The organism is Saccharothrix sp. 6-C (genome assembly GCF_016695385.1).
In the GTDB taxonomy this organism is placed as follows: domain Bacteria; phylum Actinomycetota; class Actinomycetes; order Mycobacteriales; family Pseudonocardiaceae; genus Actinosynnema; species Actinosynnema texasense.
Genome location: NZ_CP064192.1, coordinates 966,395 through 991,560 on the forward strand (window position 1 = coordinate 966,395; position 25,166 = coordinate 991,560).

Sequence of the window (25,166 nt, forward strand, 5' to 3'; positions counted from 1 at the left end):
ACAAATCTATCCGGGTAAGTCGAGTGAACCTCACATCACATTCTGGATTCGCCTGTTTGGGCTTACCGGTCCGTATCCATCAAGATGTGCGAGTGCCAGAAAATCCCGCCGAAAACCGCTTAGCCAAGGTGATGCGTCGTCAGCCCGTTCAGCAGCGCGGCGCCGCGACGGTGTCCGCGATTGTCGATGCCTGCGCGACGCTGCTCAACGACTACGACTACGACGACATCACCACCGCCCGGATCGTCGAGCTAGCAGGCGTGCCAATTGGATCGTTCTACCAATACTTCCCGGACAAGCGTTCTGTTGTGCACGCGCTGGCCCTGCGCGGCATGGAGGAGTACCTGGGACGGGTGGAAACGCTGTTCACGGAGGGGCGGATCGCCGAGGACTGGCGGGAAGCGGTCCGCCAAGTGGTCGCCGTCTACCTGCGGATGCTCGTCGAGATCCCCGGGTTCGGGCGGGTGCGGTTCAGCGACCTGCTCGACGGCCACCGCCTCGACTCCTCCGTCGACCAGTACGAGCTGATGGCCGAGCGGCTGCGGGACCTGTTCGTGAGCCGCTTCGCGGTGCGCGGCGACGCGCCGGTCATGTTGACGTTCCGGATGGCCGCCCAGACCGCGGACGCGATGTTCAAGCTGGCCGAGCGGGTCGATCCCGACGAACGCCCGGTGGTGCTCCGCACCGCCGACGGGGTGATCTTGAAGATGCTGTCGACGGTGTTCGACCCCTCGTGACTTGCCGCGCCGGTCCTGGTGGTGTGGGGTGGACCGGTGAGCGACGACTTCGACGTGATCGTGATCGGCGGCGGCCCGGTGGGCGAGAACGCCGCCGCCCGGACCGCCGCCGGTGGCCTGCGGACGGCGTTGGTGGAAGCCGAGCGCGTCGGCGGCGAGTGCTCGTACTGGGCGTGCATGCCGAGCAAGGCGTTGCTGCGCCCGGGCCACGCGCTCGCCGCCGCCCGCCGGGTGCCCGGCGTGCCGGTCGGCGAGCGGCTCGACCCGGCCGAGGTGCTGAAGCGGCGCAACAGCTTCACCTCCGACTGGGACGACTCGGGTCAGGTCGAGTGGGCCGAGGGCGCCGGGCTGACGGTGGTGCGCGGTCGCGGCAGGCTGGCGGGCGAGCGCCGGGTGGACGTGGACGGGCGCGTGCTGACCGCGACGAAGGCGGTCGTGGTGTGCACGGGCAGCGTGCCGCGCATCCCGTCGCTGCCCGGCCTGGCGGACGTGCCCTACTGGACGTCCCGCGAGGCGACCTCCGCGCAGGAGGTGCCCCGGTCGCTGGTGGTGCTCGGCGGCGGCGTGGTCGGCGTGGAGATGGCGCAGGCCTGGGCGCGGCTCGGCTCCGACGTCACGCTCGTCGTGTCCGGTGAGCGGCCGTTGCCGAAGTTCGAGGCGTTCGCGGGCGAGCTGGTCGCGGACGGGCTGAAGGAGGACGGCGTCCGGCTCGTCACCGGGGTCAAGGCGGTCGGGGTGTCCACTTCGGACGGCTCGGGCGGCGCGGGTTCGGGCGGTGAGGGTTTGGGTGGCTCGGGTCTGGGTGGCTCGGGTCTGGGTGGCTCGGGTCTGGGTGGCGCCGGCGAGGTGTCGTTGACGTTGTCGGACGACACCGTGGTGACCGGTGCCCACCTGCTGATCGCGACCGGTCGTCAGCCGGCGACGTTCGACCTCGGCGTGGAGCAGTTCGGCTTCACGGCGGGCGAGGCGCTGGAGGTCGACGACACCGGCCGGGTGTCCGGAGTGGACTGGCTGTACGCGGCGGGCGACGTCACGGGTCGCGCGTTGCTGACCCACCAGGGCAAGTACGCCGCGCGGGCGGTCGGCACGGCGATCGTCACCGGTGCGACCGACCCGGAGCCGTGGACCGCGCCGGTCGCCACGGCCGACCACACGGCCGTGCCGCAGGTGGTGTTCACCGACCCGGAGGTGGCGTCGGTCGGCTGGACCGAGGCGCAGGCCCGCGAGGCGGGACTGGACATCCGGGTCGTCGACCTCGACATCGCGGTGGCCGGCTCGTCCCTGCACGCGGACGGGTACCGGGGCAAGGCGCGGATGATCGTGGACGAGCGCAAGCGCACGCTCGTCGGCGTCACGTTCGCCGGTCCGGACGTGGCCGAGCTGGTCCACGCGGCCACCATCGCGATCGTCGGCGAGGTCACCGTGGACCGGTTGTGGCACGCCGTTCCGGCGTACCCCACCATCAGTGAGGTGTGGTTGAGGCTGCTCGAGGCCTACGGTCTCTGACGCTGAGTGCACGTTGTGTCAGCACATCGTGTACACCATGCGCCGAGTGCCGTATCGACCGTGCGGCCATAGAGACTCTTAACCTCAAAATGCGGCTTCAGCTCCTTACACTGCCAGTGTGACCAGGGGAACAGTGGCCGTCGCGATGGGCGCGGTGCTGTGGTGCGCCTTCGTCATCGCCTCCACGTTCCTGCCCGGCGGCCCCTCGTGGCCGCCGGTCGCGGTCCACCTGCCGGGGTTCCTGATCGTGCCGGTCGTGCTGCACACGTTGTTCCGCGCGCGGTCCAGCGCGCTGCTGTGCCTGGCGCACGTGCCGAAGTCGGTGCTGTTCACCGGGTTCGCCATCGCGGTGGGCGGGTGGCTGTTCTCGTTCGGCGCGATCGCCGGCAAACCGGGCACCGAGACGCTGTGCGCGGTGGCCGGGCTGGTGATCGTGCTGCACGTGGCGTTCGGGTTGATCGGTGTCGGGATGGTGCGCACCGGGCGTTGACCGGCACCGTGCGTCGGACAGGCAGGCGTCAAGCGTCGAGGTGGGGGATCACCCCTGCGCGGCGGGGAGCCGCAAGGCCTGGTCGGCGATCTCGGTCAGCTCCGGGTCGGCCGGGTCCTGCTCGCCCTCGGCCCACACCACCTGCGTGATGCGCAGCTGAGCGCCCTTCGCCGACACGCGGATCGCCGACCGGTCGAACGTCTTCGGCCCTCCCGGCCAGCCCTTGCCGTCCTTGACGAGGGTGGTGACACCGCCCGAGCCCGCCGCCGACGCGATCGCGTGCAGCTCGCTTGCCCGGGTCGAGTCGGGCAGGCTCAGCTCGGCGATGGCGACACCGACCTTGCGGCCGTCCACTGTGGTCTCGTACTGGGCGCGCCGCAGCTGCATGCACAGGTGCCCGGTCAGCCAACCCCGGACGTCGCCGAACGCGTGCGAGGCGCAGTCGTCGGTCCGGTCCGCGCCGCGCGGCGAGAAGTTCCGGCCGTCGACGACCACGGTGGTCGGCTGCGGGGCGGTGGTGGTGGACGTGGCGCTGTCCGCGGTGTCGTTCGAGGACAACGAGATGATCAGGGCGATGACCAGCAGGAGCGCCACCACCGCGCCGGCCGCGTAGGGCAGGAGCTTGCGGGCGGCCGGTGCGGGCGTGACCTTCGGCAGCAGCATCGTGCTGGCGGAGGCCAGGTCGGCCGCCGCGTCGGAGAAGCCCTCGGCGATCAGGTGCTGGCGGGTGGGCGGCGCGCCGGTCGTGGCGAGGACGGCGACCAGCTTGGCGGCGTGCTCGGCGGAGCAAGGCCGGTCGCTGGTGGCCAGCTCCCGCGCGGCGGCGAGCAGCGTGGTCGGCTTCGGGTGCAGGACGCGCACGCCGCGGTTCAGGTCGACGGTCGGCTGCACGACCTGACCGACGTACGGGCCGACGGCCACCACCGTGGTGACCGGCAACGGCTCCCCGCGCATGTCCTGGATGCGGCGGGCGACGGCGGTGGTGGCGGCCAGCGCCTCGGCGGCGGGGCTCATCGCGCCGTCCGGCCGGGTCAGCGGCCAACCGTCGATCTTCCACTGGCCGTTGAGCGGGGCCTCCAGCCGCATGGCCGGGTCCGGCAGGTCCACGCCGACGACCACGAGCACACCGCGCGGCAGCACGATCACCGCGTCCAGCTCGCGCGGGCTGTCCGGCGGTCGCACGCCGAGCAGCGCGACACCGCCGAGCACGGCGTCGCCGTTGCCCCACGTGCTCAACGCGGCGCGCACGTCGGCGCCCACCGCGGAAGGCTCGGTCCCGAGTCGGATCAGCCGCACGGGATCACCACGAGATCGCGCCGTTCGGCGGTCCACGCGTCGGCGTGCCACACGGTCTGACGTTCGGCGTTCCACACGGTCGGACACGGTAGCGCCGTAGGGTGACGGCCGGTCGGGCGCATCGCTGGAGATGACGTTGCGTGACAGTCATCACCTGGACAGCGCGTTTGGCGCGGTAGTTGCGCAACCCCGACGTGGAGGTCGGTGGAAGTTGGTGGCGGTCGTCGCGGCGAAGTGGCGGCGATGAGGTGGTGACGACCCGCCAAGATCACGTGAACGTGGTCGGGTGATCCCGGAAAGTCACCCCTCGCGGCGTGGTCTCCGCGGGTGAGGTCGCCGATTTGGGGTCGAAAGTCCTGTATCTGACCCGCCCGGGTGAGGAACGCGATGGTTCTTATGGCGGACTGCTGCCGTAGCGGGCAGAATGACCAAGTCGGGAATTCGCAAGATCGTCCGCATCCTCGAGAGGTCGTAGGGGAAGACGTCCCTCGTCGAGTAGCGGAGGTCAGCTGTGAGCACCCGTGGCAGCAGCAGTGGCGTGGTCTACGTCCACTCGTCGCCGTCTGCGGTCTGTCCGCACGTCGAGTGGGCGATCTCGGGCACCCTCGGTGAGCGAGCGGACCTCAAGTGGGCGGCGCAACCCGCGGCGCCTGGTCAGTTGCGCGCCGAATGCAACTGGACCGGCGACGCCGGCACCGGTGCCCGACTCGTGTCCGCGCTCAGGGCGTGGCCGATGCTCAGGTTCGAGGTGACGGAAGACCCGAGTCCGGGAGTGGACGGCGTGAGGTACTGCTTCGCGCCCGTGCTGGGGTTGTGGCACGCGCGCACGAGCGCGAACGGCGACATAGTTGTTTCAGAGGACCAACTCCGGGCACTGGCCGCGCGCAGCAGAGGCGGCGAGTCGTTCGCGCACGGGGTGGACGAGATCCTGGGCGCGGCTTGGGACGACGCCCTGGAACCGTTCCGGCGGGCGGGCGACGGTGCGCCGGTGACGTGGTTGCACCGGGTGGGATGAGCGCGTGCGGTTGTTCGGCTAGGTGGTCGGGTCGGGGGCGGTGTCTTCGCTCAAGTCCGGCTCGATTTGACATGGGGCCCGTACGGGCACTCCAGGCAGGCCAAAGCCGGCAGGCCCGGCGGGGAAGAGCGTCCCGCCAGGCCTGCCGGCTTCGACCAGCCTAAAGCACCCGAACCCATGTCAAATCGGGCCTTTGTGGGTGGTTGCGGGGCTGTGGTGGGTGGGTCGTGTCAGGTGCCCACACCGCCGCCAACGGTCGGGATCATTCCTCCGATCCGTCACCGCGTAGGCGTTCGGCTTCGCCAGGTCGGGGTGAGATCGCGCGGCGGGCTCGGGGGGTCTGCTAGGGCGCGATCGGGGTGGGTTGCCAGGCGGCCATGAGGTCCCGGTAGAGGGGTGAGTCGGCCAGGAGGTCCTGGTGGCTGCCGAGCAGTGGCGGGCCGCCGTCCATGAGGAGGACCAGGTCGGCTCGCAGCGCCGAGGAGAGCCGGTGGGCGATCACGATCAGGGTGCCGCCCCTGGCGGCGAATGCCTGCTCCACCACGGCTTCGGCGGAGGGGTCGAGGGCTGAGGCGGCCTCGTCCAGGATCACCACGTCGGCCGGTGAGGCGTGGACGCGGGCGGCGGCCAGGAGTTGGGCCTCGCCGGCGGAGAGACCGCCCCCCGCGTGGCCCACGGAGCCGGCCAGGCCGCCCAGCCTGGTGATCACGTCGGTCGCGCCGACGGCCTCGGCGGCGGACAGCAGCGCGGCGTCCGGGGCGGCCGGGGCGAACAAGGCCAGGTTCTCGCGGACGGTGCCGGTGAACAGGTAGGTCTCCTGGGGGACCAGGGCGATCCGCTCGTGGCGCACCCCCGGCGCGACGGAGCGCACCGGGACACCGCCGAAGCGCACGACACCGGCCTGCGGTTCCACCATGCCCGTGATCAGACCGGCCAACGTGGACTTGCCGATGCCGCTCGGGCCGATCACCGCCAGGTGGGCGCCCTCGGGCAGGACGAGGTCCAAGGAGCGCACGACGGGTTCGGCCGTGGCGCTCCAGCCGAACGTCACGCCGCTCAGCTCGATCTCGCGGCCCTCGGGCACGGCGTCGCCGCCGGGCACGTCGACCGGTGGCGCGGCCTCCGCCAGCCGGCGCAGGGCCACGACCAGCCGCAGCACGATGGTGCTCGTCGTGTCCGCCAGCCGGCGCAGGGCGGGCTGCACGCTGGTGCTCAGGTAGACCACGGCACCCAGGACCTCGCCGACCGACAACGTGCCGGCCCGAACCATCCCCGGCGCCACGAGCAGCAGCAGCACGAGTGGCGCGAAGCCGCCCAGCGCGATGACCACGCCGCGCAACGCCGTGGCGCACGCCATCCGCACGGTCGCCGACGCTTGCCGGTTCACCTGCTCCATCACGTCGTGCAGTGCCTGCTCCGAACCGCCGACGGCCACCACGTCCCGCATGCCGAGCAACACCGTGCCGGCCACCGCCGCCGACTCCTCGTCGGCCAGCACCAGCCGCCGCTGGCCGCGCGCCAACGACGGCAGCAGCAGACCGAACAGCACGAGTGCCGCCACCACCGGCAGGATCACCAGCCACGCCAACGACGACACCGTGACCGCCAGCCCGACCAGCGCCGCCGCCGTCGTCACGAGCAGTGCCCGCGCCTGCACCAGCACACCGGCGGTGGCGTCGCGCACCACCTCGACGTGCCGGGTGATCCGGGCGACCGCGCTCGCGTCCGGCTGCCGGGTCTGCGAACCACCGTGCAGCACACCGCGCACGACCTGGCGCACCAGGGCGTCCCGCAACGGCTCGACCACCGCACCGAGCCGCATGAACACCTGCCGCAGCCCGAACCCGCCGAGCACCGCGACCGCGGCGAACAGCAGCAGCCACCCGACGCCGACCCAGGGCCTGCCGGCCCCGAAACCCCGGTCCACCGCCAACCCGACCAACCGGCCGGACAGCAGCGCGGGCACCCCTTCCAACACCGACCAGCCGAGCAGCACGACGATGCCGCGCCGTTGTTCGCGCAACGCCCGCAGGTACGTCATCAGCCGAACACCGCCCGGTACTCGTCGTCGTCCCACAGCTCGGAGTGCGGCCCCACCGCGCGCACCCGGCCCCCGTCCAACCACACCACGACGTCCGCCCTCCGCGCGGTGGCCGCGCGATGCGTCACCACGACCCGCGTCCGACCGGGCAACGCCGACTCGACCGCACGTTCGACGGTGGACTCCGTCACCATGTCGAGGCTCGCCGTGGCGTCGTCCAGCACCAGCACCGCCGGGTCGCGCACGAACGCGCGCGCCAATCCGAGCCGCTGCGCCTCACCACCGGACATCGGCGCCGCCGACATCGGGGTGTCGTAGCCCTCGGGCAGCCGCACCACCACGTCGTGCACCTGCGCGGCACGGCAGGCGGCCTCCACCTCGTCGTGATCACGGGACGTGCCGTAGCGCACCGCGTCGCCGACAGTCGTGCCGACGAGGGAGGGTCGCTCGAACGCGTAGCCGACGGACCCGCCGCGCCGCACCCGTCCGGTGGACGGCCGGGTCAGCCCGCCGATCACCGACGCGAGCGCGGACTTGCCCGACCCGGACCGGCCGACCACGGCCACGAACGTCCCGGCGGCCACGGTCAGCTCGACGTCGTGCAGCGCGCCGGGCACGTTCACGCCGGTCAGCACCAGTTCACCGGTCGCCGCGCCGCCCGGAGCGTCTTCGGCGGGCACGGGTGTCGACAGCACTTCGTCCAGCCGTTGCGCAGACGCCCGTGCGCGCTGGATGGCGGTCAACAGGGTGGCCTGGCCGACCACGGTCATCCCGAGCGCCACGTACCCGAGGGTGGCCAGCACGTCACCGACGCTCAACCGGCCCGCGACCACGCCGAAACCGGCGGCGGTCAGGACGGCGAGCTCCACGGCGGGCAGCAGGAGACCGGCCCGCCAGATCATCCGCGCCTGCGTGCTCCACATGCCGACACCGGCGGCGGCCAGGCGGGGGAGCGGGCGCAGGACGCGTTCGGCTTCTTGGTCGGCACGTCCGGAGGCGGCGATGGTGCGCAGGCCGCCGACGGCGTCCACCAGTCGTGCGGACAACTCGCCGGACACCTCCTGGTAAGTGGCCACGTCCGCGGCCGTCAGCCGCAGGTGCGAGCGGACCAGCAAGGCCGCCAGGGGGACGCTCAGCAGGAACACGACCGCGAGCCGCCAGTCCAGCAGCGCCAACGCGGTGATCGCGCCGGCGGCGGTGACCACCGAGATGCCCAGGTTCACCGCCAGCACCGAGACACCGCCCGCGATCGCGCTGTCACCGGTCAGCCGGCTCACCGCGTCACCGGGCTCGAACCGCGTCGGGTGGCCCAACGCCACCAGGTGGGCGGTCAACCGGCGCCGCAGCCACGTCGCGCCGCTCGCGGTGATCGCCGCGGCCAGCACCACGCCGATCGCGTCGCCGAGGACTTCCACGCCCGCGAGCCCCACCAGCCACAACACCGTGCCGCGGTCCAGCCGCCCGGCCAGCGCCATGTCCACGGCCGAGGCCAGCGCGGTGGGCAGGAGGAGTCCGGCGGTCGTGGCCGGCAGCGCGTTCAGCGCCAGCAGCAGCCAGCGGGGATCTCGCCGCACGACAGAAGAGAGCACCATGCTTTGGGACTCCTATGACGGTTGCCGCGGTCGGGCGCATCATGTGTCGGGGGTCCGACGGCATGCCGTCGGACCCCCGATGACCGGGTGAGCGGCGCACTTCGACTGCGCCGCTCACCCGGGGTGCAGCTGAGCTGCGAGTCGGACTAGCAGATCACGAGGCTCACGGTGGAGTGGGCGCCGCAGCCCAGCAGGGACAGGCCCGAGGCGGACGTGCTGCCGCCGCCGCCGCTGCTGCTGCCACCCGACGCCATCGCGTTGGAAGCGGCCTCGGGGGTCTCCATGTCCTGCAGGTCGAGGATGAAGTCCATGGTGGTGACTCCTTATTCGGGGGATTGGATTCGGGGTACTGCTACCGACCCGCGAGGGTCGGGGCTTTGAGGAACGGCAGCATCGGGGTGCCGTTCGCGAGGGTGCCGAGCGCCAGGAGCACGCCCGCCCCGCCGGTGTTCAGGTCCATCGACAACCGCCGCAGCTGGATGCCGGGGAACGCCAGTCCGCCCTGGTAGGGGATGGCGTGCCAGGCGAGCGAGGCCAGGTGCCGGTCGATCGCGTGCCCGGGTCCACCGGTGTGCACGAGCGTGGCCAGCAGACCGGCCCGGCCCAGCATCAGCGCGGGCTGGATGACGAACTCGCCGGTCGTGGCGCTGAGCAGCTCCGGCAGCTTGTCCAGCACCGGCAGGTCCGGTTCCACCAGGCGGAACTCGTTGAGCACCAGGGCGATTCCCGCGCTGCCGGTGCCGACGTAGGGCAGGGTGCGGGCGCTGCCGTCCCGGACCTGCGTCGAACCGTCCAGCGCGATCATCGTCTCGGCCAGGTCGCGCTCCAGCGCCTTGACGCCCACGTCCAGCCAGCGCCGGTCGCCGGTGCGCTCGAACAGGCGCAGGAACAGCAGCGCGGGACCGGACCAGCCGTGCTCCAGGCCCGCGCGGGCTTTGTCGCCGGGCGGCTCGACGTTCGCCAGCGCGGTGTCCAGGCGCTCGGCGAGCTCCAGCGCCTGCTCGGCGTAGGTCTCGTCGTCGCGCGTGCCGGCGAAGTGCAGCAGGTTGAGCGCGATGCCCGCGAGGCCGGAGCCGAGGCCGTGGTCCTCGGTGTCGGGCACCATCGCGGCGTAGGAGCGGACCAGCTCGCCCGCGAGGTCGTGGTGGCCGAACTCCTCCAGCACGTACGCGATGCCGTGGGCGCCGCTGAAGAAGCCGGGCTCCTTCGGCGGGTCGCGGCGCACGGCCTCCAGCAGCCACCGCTCGTGGTCGGGGAACCGGCCCTGACCCGTGACGTCCAGCGCGTGCAGCACACCCGCCGCGCCGTAGCCGAAGGTGGCGCCGCCGGTCTCGAACTGCTCCACGTCACCGGGGAACAGCCGGTCGTCGCGCTGCGGGGTGGCGCTGGCCAGGATCGCGGCCGCGACCATCTTGAGCACCGCCGGCAGCTCCGGCTCCGGCGCGTCCAGCGCGGTCGTGGGCGACTCGGTCGGCGGGTCGACGCGGCGCTCCAGGCCGGCGAGGATCTTCGCGCAGTACTCCTCGGACAGGCCGAACCGGCGCCGGATGAAGTCGACGTGGGACTGCAGCTTCACCGGCGCGAGTTCGAGCATGGTGATGAGCGGCAGGAAGACGTACAGGCGCAGCGCGGCGAGGGCGTGCTCGTCGATCTCGAAGCCGCTGCGGTCCGGCGGCGCCTGGAAGCCCGGCGAGCCGAGCGTGGGCTTCTTGTCCTCCTCGACCCGGAACGCCAGCTCGAAGTCGATCAGCGAGATCGAGTCGTCGTCGTCCACCAGGATGTTGAGCGGGTGGAGGTCGCAGAACACCAGGCCGCGGGCGTGCACGTCGCCGATGATCCGCTCGACCGCGGCGATGACCTTCAGCGCGCGCTCGGTGTAGGCGGCGACCGCCTCGTCGGAGATCTCGTGGTGGGTGAGCGGGTAGTGCTGCCCGAGCCACTGGCCGAGCGGGCGGCCCGGTACCTCGGACATGGCCATGAACTCGTGCTCCCACGCGCTGAAGCGCTCGAACACCTCGGGCACGCCCGGGACGCCCGCGACCTTCTCCAGCATCTCGTGCTCGCGGTGCAACCGGGCGACCGCGTCGACGTTCAGCCGGTCCAGGCCCGAGTGCGGTCTGGCCTCCTTGAGCACCACCCGCTGGTCGTCGGACTTGCGGATCGCCTCGTACACGCCGCCGCCGTTGGAGAAGTGCAGTGAGCGGAGCACCCGGTACGGGAACTCGTCCGCGCTGCCCGCCCGGCGCACGGCCAGGTGCTCCTCCAGGCACGCCGGGATCTTCACCCACTCGGGCGTCCAGAAAGTCGGCTTGCGCTGGTCGGGCACGAGTGCGCCGTCCGGGCCCTCGATGGCCAGCACGCGCTTGCCGTCCTTCTCCAGCCACTGCTCGACGAACCCGCCGTAGCGGACGAACAACGGGCCGGCGCCGTAGCGGAGGTCGCTCAGGATGTAGGCGCCCGACTGGCCCTTGAGGATTTCGGACAACTCGCGGAGCGTCGACTCCAGCTCGGAATCGTCGGCCGGGTAGATCGTGATGAGCTTGCCGCTGCCCTCGCGAGGCGCGTACTTCGAGTTGCGGGCCAGCACGATGGACCGGGTGCGCAGGTACTTGAACGGGATCCGGCGGGCGACCAGGTACTCGTAGGACTTCAGCAGTACCTCGCCGGCGTTCAGCACGGTCGCCGACACGTGGATCTTCCAGCCCTGCTTCGGCAGGGGAACGCCCTGCGGGTAGGTGTGCCGCCAGATGTTGCGGTCACCCTGGGCCCATCCTTCCGGCAACGCGGGGAGAACTTGCGAGAAATCGTCTTCGGAGGTTTCCGTGCTGCTTTGCACGTCATAGAACAGACGATCCGCGAAGCAGTAGGCCTCATAGCGGAGGTCCACGGGATTTCGCCTCCTTGCGATTTGTTCGACCGGGTTATTCCCGCACGTCCACGGTGGAGAAGCCAATCCACCATTTCGGGGGGTGTTGACGTCCATTCGTGCGAGCGAGGATCCCTCGGATTTGCACTGCTGGTACGTATAGGGGCCTGCAGAGTCACCCGATCGCGATGTTTGGCCGCACCGTAGAGGGGACAGCGACTACCGGAGGAGCCTAAACGAAACGCGATCGTTCTTCGCGTTCGACCGTGCTCACCTGCGGGTTCGCAGGTTTCCCGCTGAATTGCGGGTTCGGTCACGGACGGTGTCGAAAAGCCTGGTGAGCGGCGGTCCCGACGTTTCGGGACCGCTTCGGGCCCGGTATTGCGGAAAAGGATGCCGGCCATCCTTGATGGCCATTGTGGGTAGTCGGATCGGCCTGCGGAAACCGCATGGTGCGGGTCAACCGCTGGGCCGTCCGGGTGATTATCGGTCCGTATGGGCGCTGTGGCACGCTCCTGGGGTGTCCGCACGCCTGCTGCTGCCCGCCGTGCTCCTGGTCGCCGCCGCGACGGCCGGGGTCGGCGTGCTGGCGCGTGAGGCCTACCAACGACCCGTCGTGCCGCCGGGCGGCCAGGTCGCGGCGCCCGGTTCCGGGCAGTCCGGTTCGGTGCCGCGCAGCGCCCAGCCGGGCAGCGGCGCGGTGCAGCTGAGCGTCGACGCGGCGCAGCACCCGGACGGCCAACGCGTGCGCGAGGTGCTCCAGCAGTTCTTCGACGCGATCAACGACCACGACTACGAGCAGTGGGCCAAGACCGTGACCGCGCACCGGGTCGGCCAGACGCCGAGGTCGCGGTGGCTGTCGGACTACGAGAGCTCGCGGGACGGGTCGATCCTGGTGCACCGGATCGAGTCGGTGTCGGAGAGCAGGCTGCGGGTGCTGATGACGTTCACCAGCACCCAGGACGTCGTCAAGGCGCCGGCGGAGCTGCAGGCCGACTGCATCCACTGGCGCGTGGTCTATCCGTTGCAGGTGGACCGCGGCACGCTCCGCGTCGACCTGGGCACCGAGGGCTCGACCTCCCAGTTCACCGCCTGCTGACGCACCCGACGGCCCACTTCACCCGGCCCCGGACGCGGCGGTGGGGTCGCCCCCCGACTCCAGCGACCCCACCGGGGAACCCGCCTACAGCGGGATGTTGCCGTGCGCGCCCCGGCCCGCCGGCGCCGCCGCGAGGGCCTGCGCCAGCTTCCGCCGCGTCCGGGTCGGCTCGATGACCTCGTCCACCACGCCGATCGCGACCGCCCGCTCCACGCCGCCCGCGATCCGCTCGTGCTCCTCGACGAGCTGGGCGTGCAACGCCTCGCGCTCCTCGTCCGGCACGGCGGCCAGCTTCTTGCGGTGCAGGATGCCGACCGCGGCCTTGGCGCCCATCACGGCCACCTCGGCGATCGGCCACGCGAACACCGCCGTCGCGCCCAACGACCGCGAGTTCATCGCGATGTACGCGCCGCCGTACGACTTGCGCGTCACCAACGTCACCCGCGGCACGACCGCCTCGCCGAACGCGTGCAGCAGCTTCGCGCCGCGCCGCACCACGCCGTCCCACTCCTGGCCGACGCCCGGCAGGTACCCCGGCACGTCCACCAGCACCAGCAGCGGCACGCCGAACGCGTCGCACATCCGCACGAACCGCGCCGCCTTCTCCGCCGACAGCGAGTCGAGGCACCCGCCCTTGCGGATCGGGTTGTTCGCGATCACGCCGACCGTGCGCCCGCCGAGCCGGCCGAGGCCGACCACGACGTTCGGCGCCCACTTGGCCTGAAGCTCCTCGAACGAGTCGTCGTCCAGGATCGCCCGCACCAGCGGCTTGACGTCGTAGGCCCGCTGCGGCTGCTCCGGCAGCAACGCCCGCAGGTCGTCGCCGTCGGGCACCGAGTGCAGGTCGAACACACCGGGCTGGGCGAACAGCCCGGTGATCCGCCGCGCCCGCTCGTAGGCGTCCGGCTCGTCGTCCGCGACCACGTGCACGACACCGGACTTGCGCCCGTGCGCCTCCGCGCCGCCGAGCCCGTCCATGTCGATCTGCTCGCCGGTCACCGACCGGACCACGTCCGGCCCGGTCACGAAGACCTTGCCGGCCGGAGCCATGATCACCACGTCGGTCAGCGCCGGGCCGTACGCGCCGCCGCCGGCCGCCGGGCCGACCACCACGGAGATCTGCGGCACCCGGCCGGACGCCCGGATCATCGCGGCGAACATCTGGCCCATGCCGTCCAGCGACTCCACGCCCTCCGGCAGCCGCGCGCCGCCGGAGTGCCAGACGCCGATCACCGGTGTGCGCTCGCGCACCGCGACGTCGATCGCCTCGACGATGTGCCGGCACCCCTCCGAGCCCAGCGCGCCGCCCATCCGCGTGGCGTCGCTGCAGTACGCGACGACCTTCGCGCCGTTGATCCGGCCGCGCACGGCGAACATGCCGCTCCCGTCGCGGGGTCGCAGCGGCGCGACGGACCCCGGGTCGAGCAGCTGCGCGAGCCGGACCTCCGGGTCGCGCGGGTCGGGTTCGCCGTCCGCGGCCGGGTTCACCGGTCGGGACGCAAGGACGGTCATCGGGGTGCTCCTCGTGGGACGGTCCGGTCCGGGATGATCAGGCTCCGGTGAAGACGAGCGAGACGTTGTGCCCGCCGAACCCGAACGAGTTGTTCACCGCGGCGGTCAGCTCGATCTTGCGCGGCTCACCGGTCACGACCTCCAGCTGCACCCTCGGGTCCTGGTCGTCCAGGTTCAGCGTCGGCGGCACGATGCCGTCGCGGACCGACAGCAGCGTGGTGATCGCCTCCACCGCGCCCGAGGCGCCGAGCAGGTGGCCGTGGTTGCCCTTGGGCGCGGTCAGCACCGGGTGGTCGCCGATCGCCCGGCGCACGGCCTGCGGCTCGATCACGTCGCCCACCGGGGTGGACGTCGCGTGGCAGTTGACGTGGCCGACGTCGGCCGGGTCCACGTCCGCGCTGCGCAGCGCCTTGGTGATGGCCCGGGACTGGCCGAGGCCCTCCGGGTCCGCCGCGGTGATGTGGTAGCCGTCGGACGTGGTGCCGATGCCCGCGAGCTTGCCGTAGATCCGCGCGCCGCGGGCGCGGGCGAAGTCCTCGCGCTCCAGCACCAGGATCCCGGCGCCCTCGCCGAGCACGAACCCGTCCCGGTTGACGTCGAACGGGCGCGACGCGCGTTCCGGGTCGTCGTTGCGGGTGCTCATGGTCCGGGCCTGGATGAAGCCCGCCATGGTGATGGTGGTGATGCACGCTTCCGCGCCACCGGCCACGACCACGTCCGCCTCGCCGGTCTTGATCATCCGCCAGGCCCAGGCCAGCGCCTCGGCGCCGGACGCGCAGGCCGACACCGGCGCGTGCACGCCCGCGCGTGCCTTCAGGTCCAGGCCGACGTGCGCGGCCGGGCCGTTGGGCATGAGCATCGGCACGGTCAGCGGCGAGACCTTGCGCAGGCCGGACGCCTCGATCAGGTCGTCCTGGTCCAGCAGCGTCATGGCGCCGCCGATGCCGGTGCCGATCACGACACCCAGCCGCTCCAGGTCCACGTCGTCCTCGCCGAGCCCCGAGTCCGCCCAGGCCTGGCGGGCGGCGACCACCGCGACCTGCTCGCAGCGGTCCAACCGGCGCGCCTCGACGCGCGGCAGCACCTCGGTCGGCTCGACCGCGAGCCGCGCGGCGATCCGCACGGGCAGCTCGAACCGCTCCGCGAAGCCGCCGACCAGCGGCGTCACGCCGCTGCGGCCGGCCAGGAGCGCATCCCAGGTGGAGGCGACATCGCCACCGAGCGGGGTGGTGGCACCCAGCCCGGTGACGACGACGTCGTTGTTACTGGTCATGCGTTGCTGGCGATGTAGTTGACCGCATCGCCCACGGTCTTGAGGTTGGCCAGCTCGTCGTCCGGGATCTTCACGCCGAACTTGTCCTCGGCCTGCACGGCGATCTCCACCATGGACAGCGAGTCGATGTCCAGGTCGTCCACAAAGGACTTGTCAGCCGTCACGTCGGCCGCCTCGACACCGGCGACCTCCTCGACGATCTCGGCGAGCCCCTTCTGGATGTCCTCGTTGCTCACTGAAAATCCCTTCCCTCTTGCTTCGCCGGCCGGGTGGTCCCGCCGGAGTCTGGAATTGCGGTCACGGCAGCCGGACGACCTGTCCCGCGTAGGACAGGCCCGCCCCGAAGCCGACGAGCAGCGCCACGTCGCCGCTGCGCACCTCTCCCGCCGCGCGCATGTGGTCCAGCGCGAGGGGGATCGAAGCGGACGAGGTGTTGCCGGAGTCCACGATGTCACGGGCGATCACGAGGTCTTCACGCGCACCCTTGGCGCGCAACCGCTTCGCGATGGCCTCGATGATGCGCAGGTTCGCCTGGTGCGGCACGAAGACGTCCACATCGGACACCTCGATGCCGGCCAGCTCGATCGCCTTGAGCGCGATCGGCGCGATCTGCGTGGTCGCCCAGCGGAAGACCGACTGGCCCTCCTGGAAGATGGACGACGCCCGGTCCTTGATGTGGATCATGTCCACGAGGTCGCCCGCGCTGCCCCACGACACCGGGCCGATGCCGGGCTCGTCGGACTGCCCCACGACCGCCGCGCCCGCGCCGTCGGCGAAGATGATCGCGGTGGACCGGTCGTCGGGGTCGACCCAGTCGGTCAGCTTCTCCGCGCCGATGACCAGCACGTTCTTCGCCGTGCCCGCCCGGACCAGGTCCGAGGCGGTGCCCAGGGCGTAGCAGAAGCCGGCGCACGCGGCGTTCATGTCGAACGCGGCCGCGCCCGTGATCCCGATCCGGTGGGCGACCTGCGCCGCCGCGTTGGGGATCTGGGACGGCATGGTGCAGGTGGCCACGATGACCGCGCCGATGTCCGACGGGGTCAGCCCGGCGTCGGCCACGGCCTTGAGGCCCGCTTCGATCGCCATGTCCACCAGCAGCTCGTCCGGCTTGGCCACGCGGCGGTTGGCGATGCCCACCCGGTCGCGGATCCACTCGTCCGAGGTGTCCATGCGCAGGCTCAGGTCGTGGTTGCTGACGATCGTCTCGGGCTGGTAGCTGCCCATGCCCAGGATGCGGGTGCCGGCCGGGCCGGCCGGCGTCGAGAAGGTGGTCACTCGGCCACCTCCGACGGTGTCGCGGTGATCATCTCGACGACCTGGTCGAGCTGGTCGGGGGTCTTGAGGCCCAAGGTGGGTGTGCCCTTCAGTTCGCGCTTGGCCAAGCCGGTCAGCGCGCCCGCCGGCGGCAGTTCGACCACCGCGGTCACGCCGTGCCCGGCCAGGGTTGCCTGGCAGGCGTCCCACCGCACCGGGCGGGTCACCTGGGAGATCAGTCGGCTCAGCACCTCGTCGCCGTCGGACACCAGCGCGCCGTCGGCGTTGGACAGCAGCGGCAGCGCGGCGTCCTTCACCACGATCCCGGCGGCACGGGCGCGCAACGCGTCCTCGGCGGGGGCCATGAACCGGGTGTGGAACGCGCCCGCGACCTTCAGCGTGCGGATCTTCGCCCGGGTGGGCGGCTGCTCGACCAGGGCGGCCAGGGCGTCCACCGGGCCCGCGGCCACGATCTGGCCCGCGCCGTTGCGGTTCGCGCCGACCAGGCCGAGCTCGTCGAGCCGGGCCAGCACCTCGTCCTCCTCGCCGCCGAGCACCGCGGCCATGCCGGTCGGCGCCAAGGCGCACGCGGCGGCCATCTCGGCGCCGCGCACGGCGGCGAGCGACACGGCGTCGTCCGCGCTCAGCACACCGGCGATCGCGGCGGCGGCCAGTTCGCCGACCGAGTGGCCGCCGACGACCGTGTCCGCGGGCAGCTCCACCCGGCGGCGCAGCTCCTCGTAGGCCAGCAGGGCAAGCGCGACCACCAGCGGCTGGGTGACGGCGGTGTCCTTGATCTCGTCCGCGTCCGCCGTGGTGCCCAGCCGGGCCAGGTCGAGACCGGTCGCCTCGGACCACGCGGCCACGCGCTCGGCGGCCCCCTCGACCTCGAGCCAGGGGGTGAGCATGCCGGGTGTCTGGGACCCCTGTCCGGGGGCGAGGAGCGCGATCACCCGCTCACTGAACACGGTCGCGGCCGTTCGCGGTGATGTCGCCACTGACGAAACCGGGGACGCTGGCTTGTAGGGTTCCTACAAATGTGACTCGTAGATGAACGTAGAACGACGGCGCGTGTTGTCGATGCCGACCCAATCGGACATGCGTTGTCCGTCACACTCGGTCGAGGGTCGTCCACTCAGGTCACCACAGACCGCGGGCGCGGGCCAGCCTCCCCACGGAGAGCGCCACCCGCAGTACCAGAGCGTCACGGGGGTCGTTGGCGTTGCGCCCGGTCAACTCCGTGGCGCGCTTGAGCCGGTAGCGGACCGTGTTCGGGTGCACGAACAGCTTGCGCGCGCACGCCTCCAGCACCCCGCCGACTTCCAGGAACGCGTCCACGGTTTCCAGCAGCGAGCCGCTCGCCTCCTCCAGTGGCCGGGCCACCCGGTCCACCAGCTGCCACTCGGCCTCCGGGTCGCCCGCCAGCGCCCGTTCCGGCAGCAGGTCGAGCGACCGCACGGGCCGCGGCGCGGCGGGCCACCCCACGACCGCCCGCAGCCCGGACAGCGCGTCGCTGGCGCTGCGGTGGGCTTCGGCCAGGCTCGTCACGGTCGGACCGGCGACCACCGGGCCGGGCCCGAACGCGTCGGACAGCCGGACCAGCGACTCGCTGCGGTCGGTCTCCCCGCCGAGCACCACCACCAGCCGCGAGCCCTGCACGCTCAGCAGCACCGGCCGGCCGACCCGGGCGGCCCGGCTGCGCACCTCGAAGACCACCGCCGGCGGGTCGTCCGACGGCGGGTTGCCCACCAGCACGGTCGCCTCCGCGGCGGGGTCCCAGCCCAGCGCGGTGGCCCGCGACAGCAACGACTCCTCCGCATCACCACGCACGATGCCGTCCACGACCAGCGCCTCCAGCCGGGCGTCCCACGCGCCGCGCGCCTCGGCCGCCGCCGCGTACGACGTGGCGGCGGAGAACGCGATCTCCCGCCCGTACCGCAGCACGCCCTCGGTCAGCAACGCCCGCTCGGCCTCGTTCTCGGCCAGCTTGGGCAGCAGCTGCTCGAACAGCTCCAGCGCGATCCGCACCAGCTCCACGGTCTGCCGCAGGCTCACCCACCGCGAGATGTCCTTGGGCGCGGAGCGGAACGCCTCGGCGGTCAGCCGGATCGCCTGCTGCGGGTCGTGCAGCCAGGACACGAACCCGGACACCCCGTTCTGGATCAGCAGCAGCACCCCGGCCCGCTGGTCGGCGGGCATCCGCCGGAACCACGGCAGGCGCTCCTCCATCTCGGCCACGCTCGCCGCGGCCAGGTCGCCCGACGCCCGACGCAGCGTTCGCAAGGTGGCCCGCGACAACGCGGTTGAGCTGGTCATACCCCCACGATCGCACGGGCCCTCAGGCGCGCCACCAACGAGTGACACGCACTGACGCTCCGCGCCGATCCGCTTACCGTCGGTGGCATTCTGACCGGCTCGCCTGGGAGGGTCTCGTGCGCAGGTTCATGTCAGTCGGCCTGGTGGTCACCGCGGTGCTGGCGACGGCGGTCGCCCCGTCGTTCGGAACGGCGCGCAGCGATCCGCTGGCCGAGTTCCACACGCAGCAGCTCACCTGGTCGCCGTGCAAGCAGCTGCTGGAGTGCGCCGAACTGGTGCTCCCGCTGGACTACCGCAGGCCCGGCGCCGACCGGATATCCCTGGTCATCAGCCGGAAGAAGGCCACGGACACCGCTCGGCGGCGCGGCGTCCTCGTGCTCAACCCGGGCGGTCCGGGCGGCTCGGGCCTCGGCATGCCGTCGTTCCTGGCCGGCAGCGAGCTGGCGAAGGTGTACGACCTGATCGGGTTCGACCCGCGCGGCGTCGGCGGGTCGACCGCGCTGAACTGCCGCACGGTCCCCGAACTGGCCACCCTGGACACCCGACCGGCTGATTCCGAGTTCCCGAAGTGGGCCGCGGAGGCGCAGGCCGCCGAGGACGCCTGCCACCGCTCCGCCGGCGGCATCCGGCCGTTCGTCAACACCGCCAACACCGCGCGCGACCTCGACGTGGTGCGGGCCGCGCTGCACGAGGAGAAGATCAACTACCTGGGCTACTCCTACGGCACCTACCTGGGCGCGGTGTACGGCAGCCTGTTCCCGGCCCACCTCGACCGCAGCGTGCTCGACTCGGCCGTGCACCCGGAGTGGATCTGGCGCGAGCAGTTCCGGGCGCAGGCGGTGGCCTACCGGCGCAACGTCGAGGCGTGGTCCACCTGGGTCGCCGAGCACCACGACCGGTTCGCGCTCGGCACGACCGCCGAGGCGGTGGTCGGCACGATCGAGACGGTCGCGACGACCCTCGGCCAGGCGCCGGTCGGCGAGCAGGACCGGACCCGCTTCGACGCGGCCGTCGGCGTGGGCGCCCGGTACCGTCCACTGTGGTCGGAGCTCGCGGTGCTGGTGGCCGGGCTGAAGACGGGCTCGTCGTCCGAGTCCGGCGCGCTGATGGCCGGCGAGGCGCGGGAAGAGCTGGTCTCCGGCGTGTTCCACACGGTGACGTGCGAGGTCGACTGGCCGACCGACCTGGAGACGTACTACGAGGACATGAGGATCTTCCGCGACCGCTACCCGTACGGCTTCGGCGTCATGCGCGCGGCGCCGACGACGTGCGCGTTCCGCAGCTTCACGCCGCCGGAGCCCGCCGTCACGCTCAAGCGGGAGGGGTACCCCGTCGGGGTGGTCGTGCAGGCGGAGGGCGACACCCAGACCCAGTACGAGAGCGGGCCGGCCATGGCGGAACGGCTCGGGCACAACCTGGTCACCGTGCGGGACGAGGGCAAGCACGGCATCTACGGCAGCGGCAACGCGTGCGTGGACCGGGCCGTCAACCGGTACTTCGTCGACGGCGTGCTGCCGCCCAGCAGCTCCACCTGCCCCGGCGACCCGAGGCCGGACGTGAACCAGGTGACCTCGGCGCAGCACGTGCAGGCCTACCTCGCGGGCCGGGGCCTGTCCGCCCGGTTCTGACTTCCGGGGCACCACGCGAAAACGCCCGGCGCGGATTCCTCCGCGCCGGGCGTTTCCCTCTCCCCGGTCCCCACCGGTGATTCCACTCTGGACTGCCGACGCGAGAACCGCCACGTCAGTCACCCTTTCGTGCCACGACTTCAGGTTGCCGGGTGATGCGGGCTGAGAAACGATCCCGACCACAAGCGAACTGCGAAGGAGGGTCGTCGTGGGTACCCAGATCACCGAAGGACTCGGACAGGCGTGGGCGATGGTGGCCACGTTCGTGCCGAAACTCCTCGGCTTCCTCGTCGTGCTGCTCATCGGTTGGCTGATCGCGAAGGCGTTGGCCAAGGCGGTCGGTTTCCTGCTCAAGCGGGTCGGTTTCGACCGGCTCGTCGAGCGCTCCGGCCTGGGCGGCGCGATGTCGAAGTCCCCGATCGACGCCTCCAACCTGATCGTCAAGCTGGTGTACTACTTCGTGCTGCTGATCGCCCTGCAGCTCGCGTTCGGCGTGTTCGGCACCGGGAACGCGGTGAGCACCCTGCTCAACGACGTCATCGCGTACCTGCCGCGCATCGTGGTCGCCATCGTGCTGGTGCTCGTCGCCGCCGCGATCGGCAAGGCGCTCAAGGGCCTGGTGACCGGCGCGCTGGGCAACCGCCCGTACACGCGGGTCCTGGGCAACATCACCTACGGCTTCATCGTCGCGCTCGGCGTCATCGCCGCGCTCAACCAGCTCGGCATCGCCGTCGCGGTCACCCTGCCGGTCCTCATCACCGTGCTGGCCACGGTCGCCGGCGTGATCGTGATCGGCGTCGGCGGCGGTCTGGTCCGCCCGATGCAGCAGCGCTGGGAGGGCTGGCTCAACCGCATCCAGGAGGAGTCGGCGCACATCGCGCCCGCGCCGCGCCAGTCCCAGGACCCGATGACGAGCCGGGCGCAGGAGCCGGTGACGGCCGCCGCCCGGTCGGCCCGGCAGGCGCAGGCGGACCCGCCGACCCCGCCGGCGGGCTTCCAGCTGCCGCCGCACACCGAAGGGCGCTGACCCGCCGCGACGCCCTCGCGCACCGCCGACAGACCCCCACCCGGCACCTCGGGCGGGGGTCTGTCGGCGTTCACGGCCGGTCCGGCGCCTCAGTCCAGCTCGTCCAGCACGTCCGCCCAGCTCACGTACGCGAAACCGGTCGTCGGCAGGCCGCCCTCGGCCGGGGTGCGCTCGCCGTCGTGCAGGACGAGCAGGCCTTCCGGGTAGGCCGGGCCCAGGTCGGCGGTCACCAGGTGCGCGCCGTCGGAGTGCTCGACCGAGTCGTTGCCCCGGCCCGCGCCGACCACGAACCCTCCGACGTAGGCGTTGCGGCCGGTCCGCTCGTAGGCCACGAACCGCGAGTCGCCCTGGCTGGAGGCGATCAGGTAGTCGTCCCCGACGGTCAGCCCCTCGGCGTCGGCGGTGAGGCGCCTGCCGCCGAAGCCGGGGTCCGCGCCCGACACCGAGCACTCCTCGGTCTCCGGGTCGTAGCTCTGCGGGACCCCGAACGAGCGAACCCGGTCGATCAGCGCGGGCTCGCCGAACCCGGTGGCCCGCAGCGGCACGCGCCAGATGCCGACGTCCTCCTGCGCCGCGTACAGCACGCCGTGCTCGGAGTCGACCACCATGCCCTCCAGCTGGGGCCCTTCACCCGGCTCGCCGCACGGCGTCCAGGTCGTGCCGTCGGGCAGCGGGAACGACGACGGCAGGTCGAGCGCGGACACCACCGCCGTGCCGACCGAGCCGGCCGGGCCCGCCGTCACGCGCAGCAGCGCGACCCTGGTCTCGTTGCGCCGGTTCGTCACGACCACCGGCGTGCGGCCGACGAACCCGGCCGCCAGGCCGTAGGCGGTGTGCTGGTCGTCCACTTCCTCCTCCGACGACGAGAACACCGGCCGGGCGCCCGGGTCGGTCACGTCCCGCACGACGTCCGACCCCGCCGCCGCGCCGCGGCCGTCGATCTCGTAGACCCGGATCCGGTCCCGGCCGCGGTCGCTGACGAACGCCAGGTCCCGCGTCCGCCCGCCGACCCGGACCGCGCCGAGCACGTCGACGTTGTTGAACCGGCCCGGCTTGGCCTCCGGCGTCGGCGCCGCCGGCGCGGGGTAGGTGCCCAGGGTGCGGCCGGCCAGGTCGAACGCGGCCAGGCCGCCTTCCTTCAAGGTGCCCAGCACGACGCTCTGCCGCTTCGCGCGCGGGTGCACCCAGATCGCGGGGTCGTCGGCGTCGGCGTTCGCGGGCCGCCCGGACGCGTCGTCGACGAACGCGCGGGTCTGGGCGACCGGCACGACCACGTCCGGCCCGGGTGAGGAGGCGATGAGCAGCGGCACCACCGCGGCCATGAGCAGGATTCGCATTCGCCGGAAGCTACTGGTCACCGGTGTACCGGGGCTGAAGTCGAGGTGACGACCTCGGGTGGGCGCGTTCTCGGATCTTGCGCACTGTGCCGTCGATCACCCCAGGAACAGTTCCGCGCGCGATGATGTTCCGACGCAATGAGAGACATGCGCTCCGGGGCTCGGTGGAAATCCGAACCGGCGGTGACAGCCCGCGACCCGCCCACCAGGGCGGTTGATCCGGTGGAATTCCGGGGCCGACGGTGAAAGTCCGGATGGGAGGCGCGCGTGCCGTGGTTCTGCCATGCCCCGGGAACGCCTGTCGGGATGGAGGACGCGGTGCACGTCTTGATGGAGCAGGGCTTCACGGTGTTGGGGCAGAAGGTGTCCTGGGCCGAGTTCATCGGGCAGGTCTTCGCGCTGGTGGTGGTGTACCTCGCGCAGAAGCGCTCGCTCTGGACGTGGCCCGTGCAGCTGGTCTCGGTCTCGCTGCTGTTCGTGGTGTACGTGTCCGCGCACCTCGGCGGCACGGCCGCGCGCCAGGTGGTGATCGCGCTGATCACCCTCTACGGCTGGTGGGCGTGGACGCGCCGGCGTGACCCGGTGTTCGGCGTGGTGGTCCGCAAGGGCACGGTGAAGGAACGCCTGGCCGTGGCGGTCGCGTTCGTGCTCGGCACGGTCGGGTTCGCGCTGCTGCTGGACGCGCTGGACGCCTCGTGGGCGCCGTGGCCGGACGCCGCGATCTTCGTCGGCACCGTGCTCGCGTTCACCCTCCAGGGCTTCGGCCTGGTCGAGTTCTGGCTGGTGTGGCTGGTGGTGGACGCGATCGGCGTGCCGCTGCAGATCCAGTCCGGGCTGTACTTCAGCGCCGCGGTCTACACGGTCTTCGCCGTCCTGGTGATCCGCGGCTGGATCGACTGGAACCGCGCCGCGAAGCAGACCACCGCCCGCGTCGAGGCCGCCAAGCCCTAGCGGCCCTGCTCGGCCCGGGTCAGGTCCTCCGCGAGCTGGTCCATGGACTCGTCGACCGAGTCCGGTTCCTCCAGCACGTGGTGCAGGCTCTCCTGCATCGCGCTGGTCAGCGCGTCGTAGTGCGGGGACGGCCGCCGGGCCCGGGCGCCGAGCACGCTCTCGTGCAGCTCGGGCGGCACCAGGCCCGGTTCGTCGTAGAGGAACTCGATGGTGGGCGCGAACCCGGCGCGCTCGGCCAGCCGCCGCTGGTTCTCCACGCCGGTGGCGAACTGGATGAACCGTCGGGCGGTGGCCTGGTGGGCCGAGCACCGGGACACCGCCAGGTTCCAGCCGCCCAGCGCGCTGGGGCCCGGCAGCGGGACCGCGGCCCAGTTGCCCGCCACCTTCGACCTCTCCGGGTCGGCGAGCCGCGGGCCCGCGAACGGCCAGTTGCGCATGAACAGCGCCCGGCCGTCCATGAACTCCGTGAGGGACGTGTTCTCGTTGTACTCGAGGGCCTCACGCGGGATCCAGCCCTGCGCGACGCCGTCAACCAGGGCGCGCACGCCCTCCTTCGCCTGGGGCGAGTCCGGGTGTCGCAGGTCGCCCTCGTGCGCCCAGATGGCCTCGGCGGCGTTGACGGTCAGGCCCTCGTAGCGCCCGAGCTGGGCCACGTAGCCCTTAAGGTCGTAGCGCTCGGCGATGGTGCTCGCCTGCCACCTCAGCTCGGCCCACGTGGTCGGTGGCTCCACCTGCGCGTCGTCGAGCACGTCCTCGCGGTAGAAGAGCAGCCCGGCGTCGCTGCGCCACGGCACCGCCCACAGGTGCTCCCCGTCCGGGGTCTTCGCCGTCTCCACCGCCTGCGGCAGCATCCGGTCCGCCCCGAACTCGTCGGGGTCCAGCTCCACCAGGTGGCCCGCCGCGGCGAACGGGGCCGTCCACACCACGTCCACGGCCATCACGTCGTAGCAGTCGGGACCGCCGCGCACGTCCTCCAGGTCCTGGGCGCGGGCGGTCAACTGCGCGCGGTGGCCGTCGGTGGTGTCCGGCATCTCCACGAACACCACCTTCTCGCGCCGGTCGGCCTGCGCGTTCCAGCGCTCCACCAGCTCGCGCACCTGCCCGTTCGCCGTGGTGTCGGGGCCGTCCACGAACGTGATCGGTCCGGTGCCGTCCGCCGCGTCGTCCTCCACCAGGGGCGTGCACGCCGTCAACAGCACGAGAAGTGGCACAAGGACGCGGATCAT

The 25,166-nt window shown here is 72.1% G+C and carries 21 protein-coding genes and 1 riboswitch; of the genes, 8 read left to right on the forward strand and 13 right to left on the reverse strand.

All coding sequences use genetic code 11. The features are described 5' to 3' along the window. The first annotated feature begins 56 nt into the window (after positions 1 to 56). The 3 genes from IOD16_RS04560 (at position 57) to IOD16_RS04570 (ending at position 2,733) form a co-directional block, all read left to right on the forward strand. Positions 57 to 737 carry a TetR/AcrR family transcriptional regulator gene (locus IOD16_RS04560; RefSeq protein ID WP_236594755.1) on the forward strand — a complete coding sequence of 227 codons (681 nt, stop codon included), beginning with the start codon at positions 57 to 59 and terminating at the stop codon, positions 735 to 737. Between the two features lie 54 nt (positions 738 to 791). Further along, on the forward strand, positions 792 to 2,243 hold the full coding sequence (locus IOD16_RS04565) for a dihydrolipoyl dehydrogenase family protein (protein WP_201441200.1): 1,452 nt from the start codon (positions 792 to 794) through the stop codon (positions 2,241 to 2,243). 118 nt (positions 2,244 to 2,361) lie between these two features. Beyond that, a complete protein-coding gene (locus IOD16_RS04570) occupies positions 2,362 to 2,733 on the forward strand; it encodes a hypothetical protein (protein ID WP_201438993.1) in 372 nt (123 codons plus the stop codon). Between the two features lie 48 nt (positions 2,734 to 2,781). Here IOD16_RS04570 and IOD16_RS04575 read toward each other — a convergent pair whose 3' ends face one another. After that, the gene (locus IOD16_RS04575; protein ID WP_201438994.1) at positions 2,782 to 4,029 is read right to left on the reverse strand and encodes a hypothetical protein; all 1,248 of its coding nucleotides are present in this window, start codon (positions 4,027 to 4,029) and stop codon (positions 2,782 to 2,784) included. A gap of 511 nt (positions 4,030 to 4,540) precedes the next feature. On the opposite strand from IOD16_RS04575, the gene IOD16_RS04580 reads away from it, so the two are divergent. Continuing rightward, a complete protein-coding gene (locus IOD16_RS04580) occupies positions 4,541 to 5,044 on the forward strand; it encodes a DUF3145 domain-containing protein (RefSeq protein ID WP_123743506.1) in 504 nt (167 codons plus the stop codon). Between the two features lie 343 nt (positions 5,045 to 5,387). On the opposite strand, the gene IOD16_RS04585 is transcribed toward IOD16_RS04580, so the two are convergent. From IOD16_RS04585 to lanKC, 4 genes are all read right to left on the reverse strand, one after another. Next, positions 5,388 to 7,085, reverse strand: a complete 1,698-nt coding sequence (locus tag IOD16_RS04585) for an ABC transporter ATP-binding protein (protein ID WP_201438995.1) — start codon at positions 7,083 to 7,085, stop codon at positions 5,388 to 5,390. Further along, positions 7,085 to 8,677, reverse strand: coding sequence for an ABC transporter ATP-binding protein (locus tag IOD16_RS04590; protein WP_201438996.1), 1,593 nt, complete (start codon positions 8,675 to 8,677; stop codon positions 7,085 to 7,087). Before IOD16_RS04590 ends, IOD16_RS04585 begins: the two co-directional genes overlap by 1 nt. Before the next feature lie 146 nt (positions 8,678 to 8,823). Then, positions 8,824 to 8,988, reverse strand: a complete 165-nt coding sequence (locus IOD16_RS04595; protein ID WP_123743503.1) for a SapB/AmfS family lanthipeptide — start codon at positions 8,986 to 8,988, stop codon at positions 8,824 to 8,826. A gap of 41 nt (positions 8,989 to 9,029) precedes the next feature. Next, on the reverse strand, positions 9,030 to 11,564 hold the full coding sequence (gene lanKC, locus IOD16_RS04600) for a class III lanthionine synthetase LanKC (RefSeq protein WP_201438998.1): 2,535 nt from the start codon (positions 11,562 to 11,564) through the stop codon (positions 9,030 to 9,032). A gap of 499 nt (positions 11,565 to 12,063) precedes the next feature. Between lanKC and IOD16_RS04605 the strand changes: the two genes are divergently transcribed. Then, positions 12,064 to 12,642: a hypothetical protein gene (locus IOD16_RS04605; RefSeq protein ID WP_201438999.1), complete on the forward strand. Its 579-nt coding sequence runs from the start codon at positions 12,064 to 12,066 to the stop codon at positions 12,640 to 12,642. Positions 12,643 to 12,726: 84 nt separating this feature from the next. On the opposite strand, the gene IOD16_RS04610 is transcribed toward IOD16_RS04605, so the two are convergent. The 6 genes from IOD16_RS04610 to IOD16_RS04635 all read right to left on the reverse strand — a co-directional run bounded on the left by IOD16_RS04610 (position 12,727) and on the right by IOD16_RS04635 (position 18,997). Next, positions 12,727 to 14,154 (reverse strand): acyl-CoA carboxylase subunit beta, encoded by a 1,428-nt coding sequence (locus tag IOD16_RS04610; RefSeq protein ID WP_123743500.1) that lies wholly within the window; start codon positions 14,152 to 14,154, stop codon positions 12,727 to 12,729. 37 nt (positions 14,155 to 14,191) lie between these two features. Further along, the gene (locus IOD16_RS04615) at positions 14,192 to 15,427 is read right to left on the reverse strand and encodes a beta-ketoacyl-[acyl-carrier-protein] synthase family protein (protein WP_123743499.1); all 1,236 of its coding nucleotides are present in this window, start codon (positions 15,425 to 15,427) and stop codon (positions 14,192 to 14,194) included. Beyond that, entirely contained in the window at positions 15,424 to 15,663 is a 240-nt protein-coding gene (locus IOD16_RS04620; RefSeq protein WP_053720023.1) for an acyl carrier protein, read from the reverse strand. Before IOD16_RS04620 ends, IOD16_RS04615 begins: the two co-directional genes overlap by 4 nt. Before the next feature lie 61 nt (positions 15,664 to 15,724). Next, on the reverse strand, positions 15,725 to 16,702 hold the full coding sequence (locus tag IOD16_RS04625; RefSeq protein ID WP_201439000.1) for a beta-ketoacyl-ACP synthase III: 978 nt from the start codon (positions 16,700 to 16,702) through the stop codon (positions 15,725 to 15,727). Further along, positions 16,699 to 17,649 carry an ACP S-malonyltransferase gene (locus tag IOD16_RS04630; protein WP_328809416.1) on the reverse strand — a complete coding sequence of 317 codons (951 nt, stop codon included), beginning with the start codon at positions 17,647 to 17,649 and terminating at the stop codon, positions 16,699 to 16,701. Before IOD16_RS04630 ends, IOD16_RS04625 begins: the two co-directional genes overlap by 4 nt. 172 nt (positions 17,650 to 17,821) lie before the next feature. Next, positions 17,822 to 18,997, reverse strand: a complete 1,176-nt coding sequence (locus tag IOD16_RS04635) for a PucR family transcriptional regulator (protein ID WP_123743496.1) — start codon at positions 18,995 to 18,997, stop codon at positions 17,822 to 17,824. Positions 18,998 to 19,113: 116 nt separating this feature from the next. Here IOD16_RS04635 and IOD16_RS04640 point away from each other — a divergent pair, with 116 nt between their 5' ends. Together IOD16_RS04640 and IOD16_RS04645 are read left to right on the forward strand one after the other, a co-directional pair. Beyond that, a complete protein-coding gene (locus IOD16_RS04640; protein ID WP_236594756.1) occupies positions 19,114 to 20,625 on the forward strand; it encodes an alpha/beta hydrolase in 1,512 nt (503 codons plus the stop codon). 208 nt (positions 20,626 to 20,833) lie between these two features. Next, positions 20,834 to 21,652: a mechanosensitive ion channel family protein gene (locus IOD16_RS04645; RefSeq protein ID WP_201439003.1), complete on the forward strand. Its 819-nt coding sequence runs from the start codon at positions 20,834 to 20,836 to the stop codon at positions 21,650 to 21,652. Between the two features lie 89 nt (positions 21,653 to 21,741). On the opposite strand, the gene IOD16_RS04650 is transcribed toward IOD16_RS04645, so the two are convergent. Further along, positions 21,742 to 22,989: a phytase gene (locus tag IOD16_RS04650; protein ID WP_236594757.1), complete on the reverse strand. Its 1,248-nt coding sequence runs from the start codon at positions 22,987 to 22,989 to the stop codon at positions 21,742 to 21,744. Positions 22,990 to 23,135: 146 nt separating this feature from the next. Further along, a riboswitch (FMN riboswitch) is annotated at positions 23,136 to 23,259 on the forward strand. A 48-nt stretch (positions 23,260 to 23,307) separates the two neighbouring features. Between IOD16_RS04650 and pnuC the strand changes: the two genes are divergently transcribed. Next, positions 23,308 to 23,940 carry a nicotinamide riboside transporter PnuC gene (gene pnuC / locus IOD16_RS04655; RefSeq protein ID WP_123748037.1) on the forward strand — a complete coding sequence of 211 codons (633 nt, stop codon included), beginning with the start codon at positions 23,308 to 23,310 and terminating at the stop codon, positions 23,938 to 23,940. Here the strand turns inward: pnuC and IOD16_RS04660 are convergent. Beyond that, positions 23,937 to 25,166: an extracellular solute-binding protein gene (locus IOD16_RS04660; RefSeq protein WP_201439005.1), complete on the reverse strand. Its 1,230-nt coding sequence runs from the start codon at positions 25,164 to 25,166 to the stop codon at positions 23,937 to 23,939. The two genes, pnuC and IOD16_RS04660, sit on opposite strands and share 4 nt — an antisense overlap.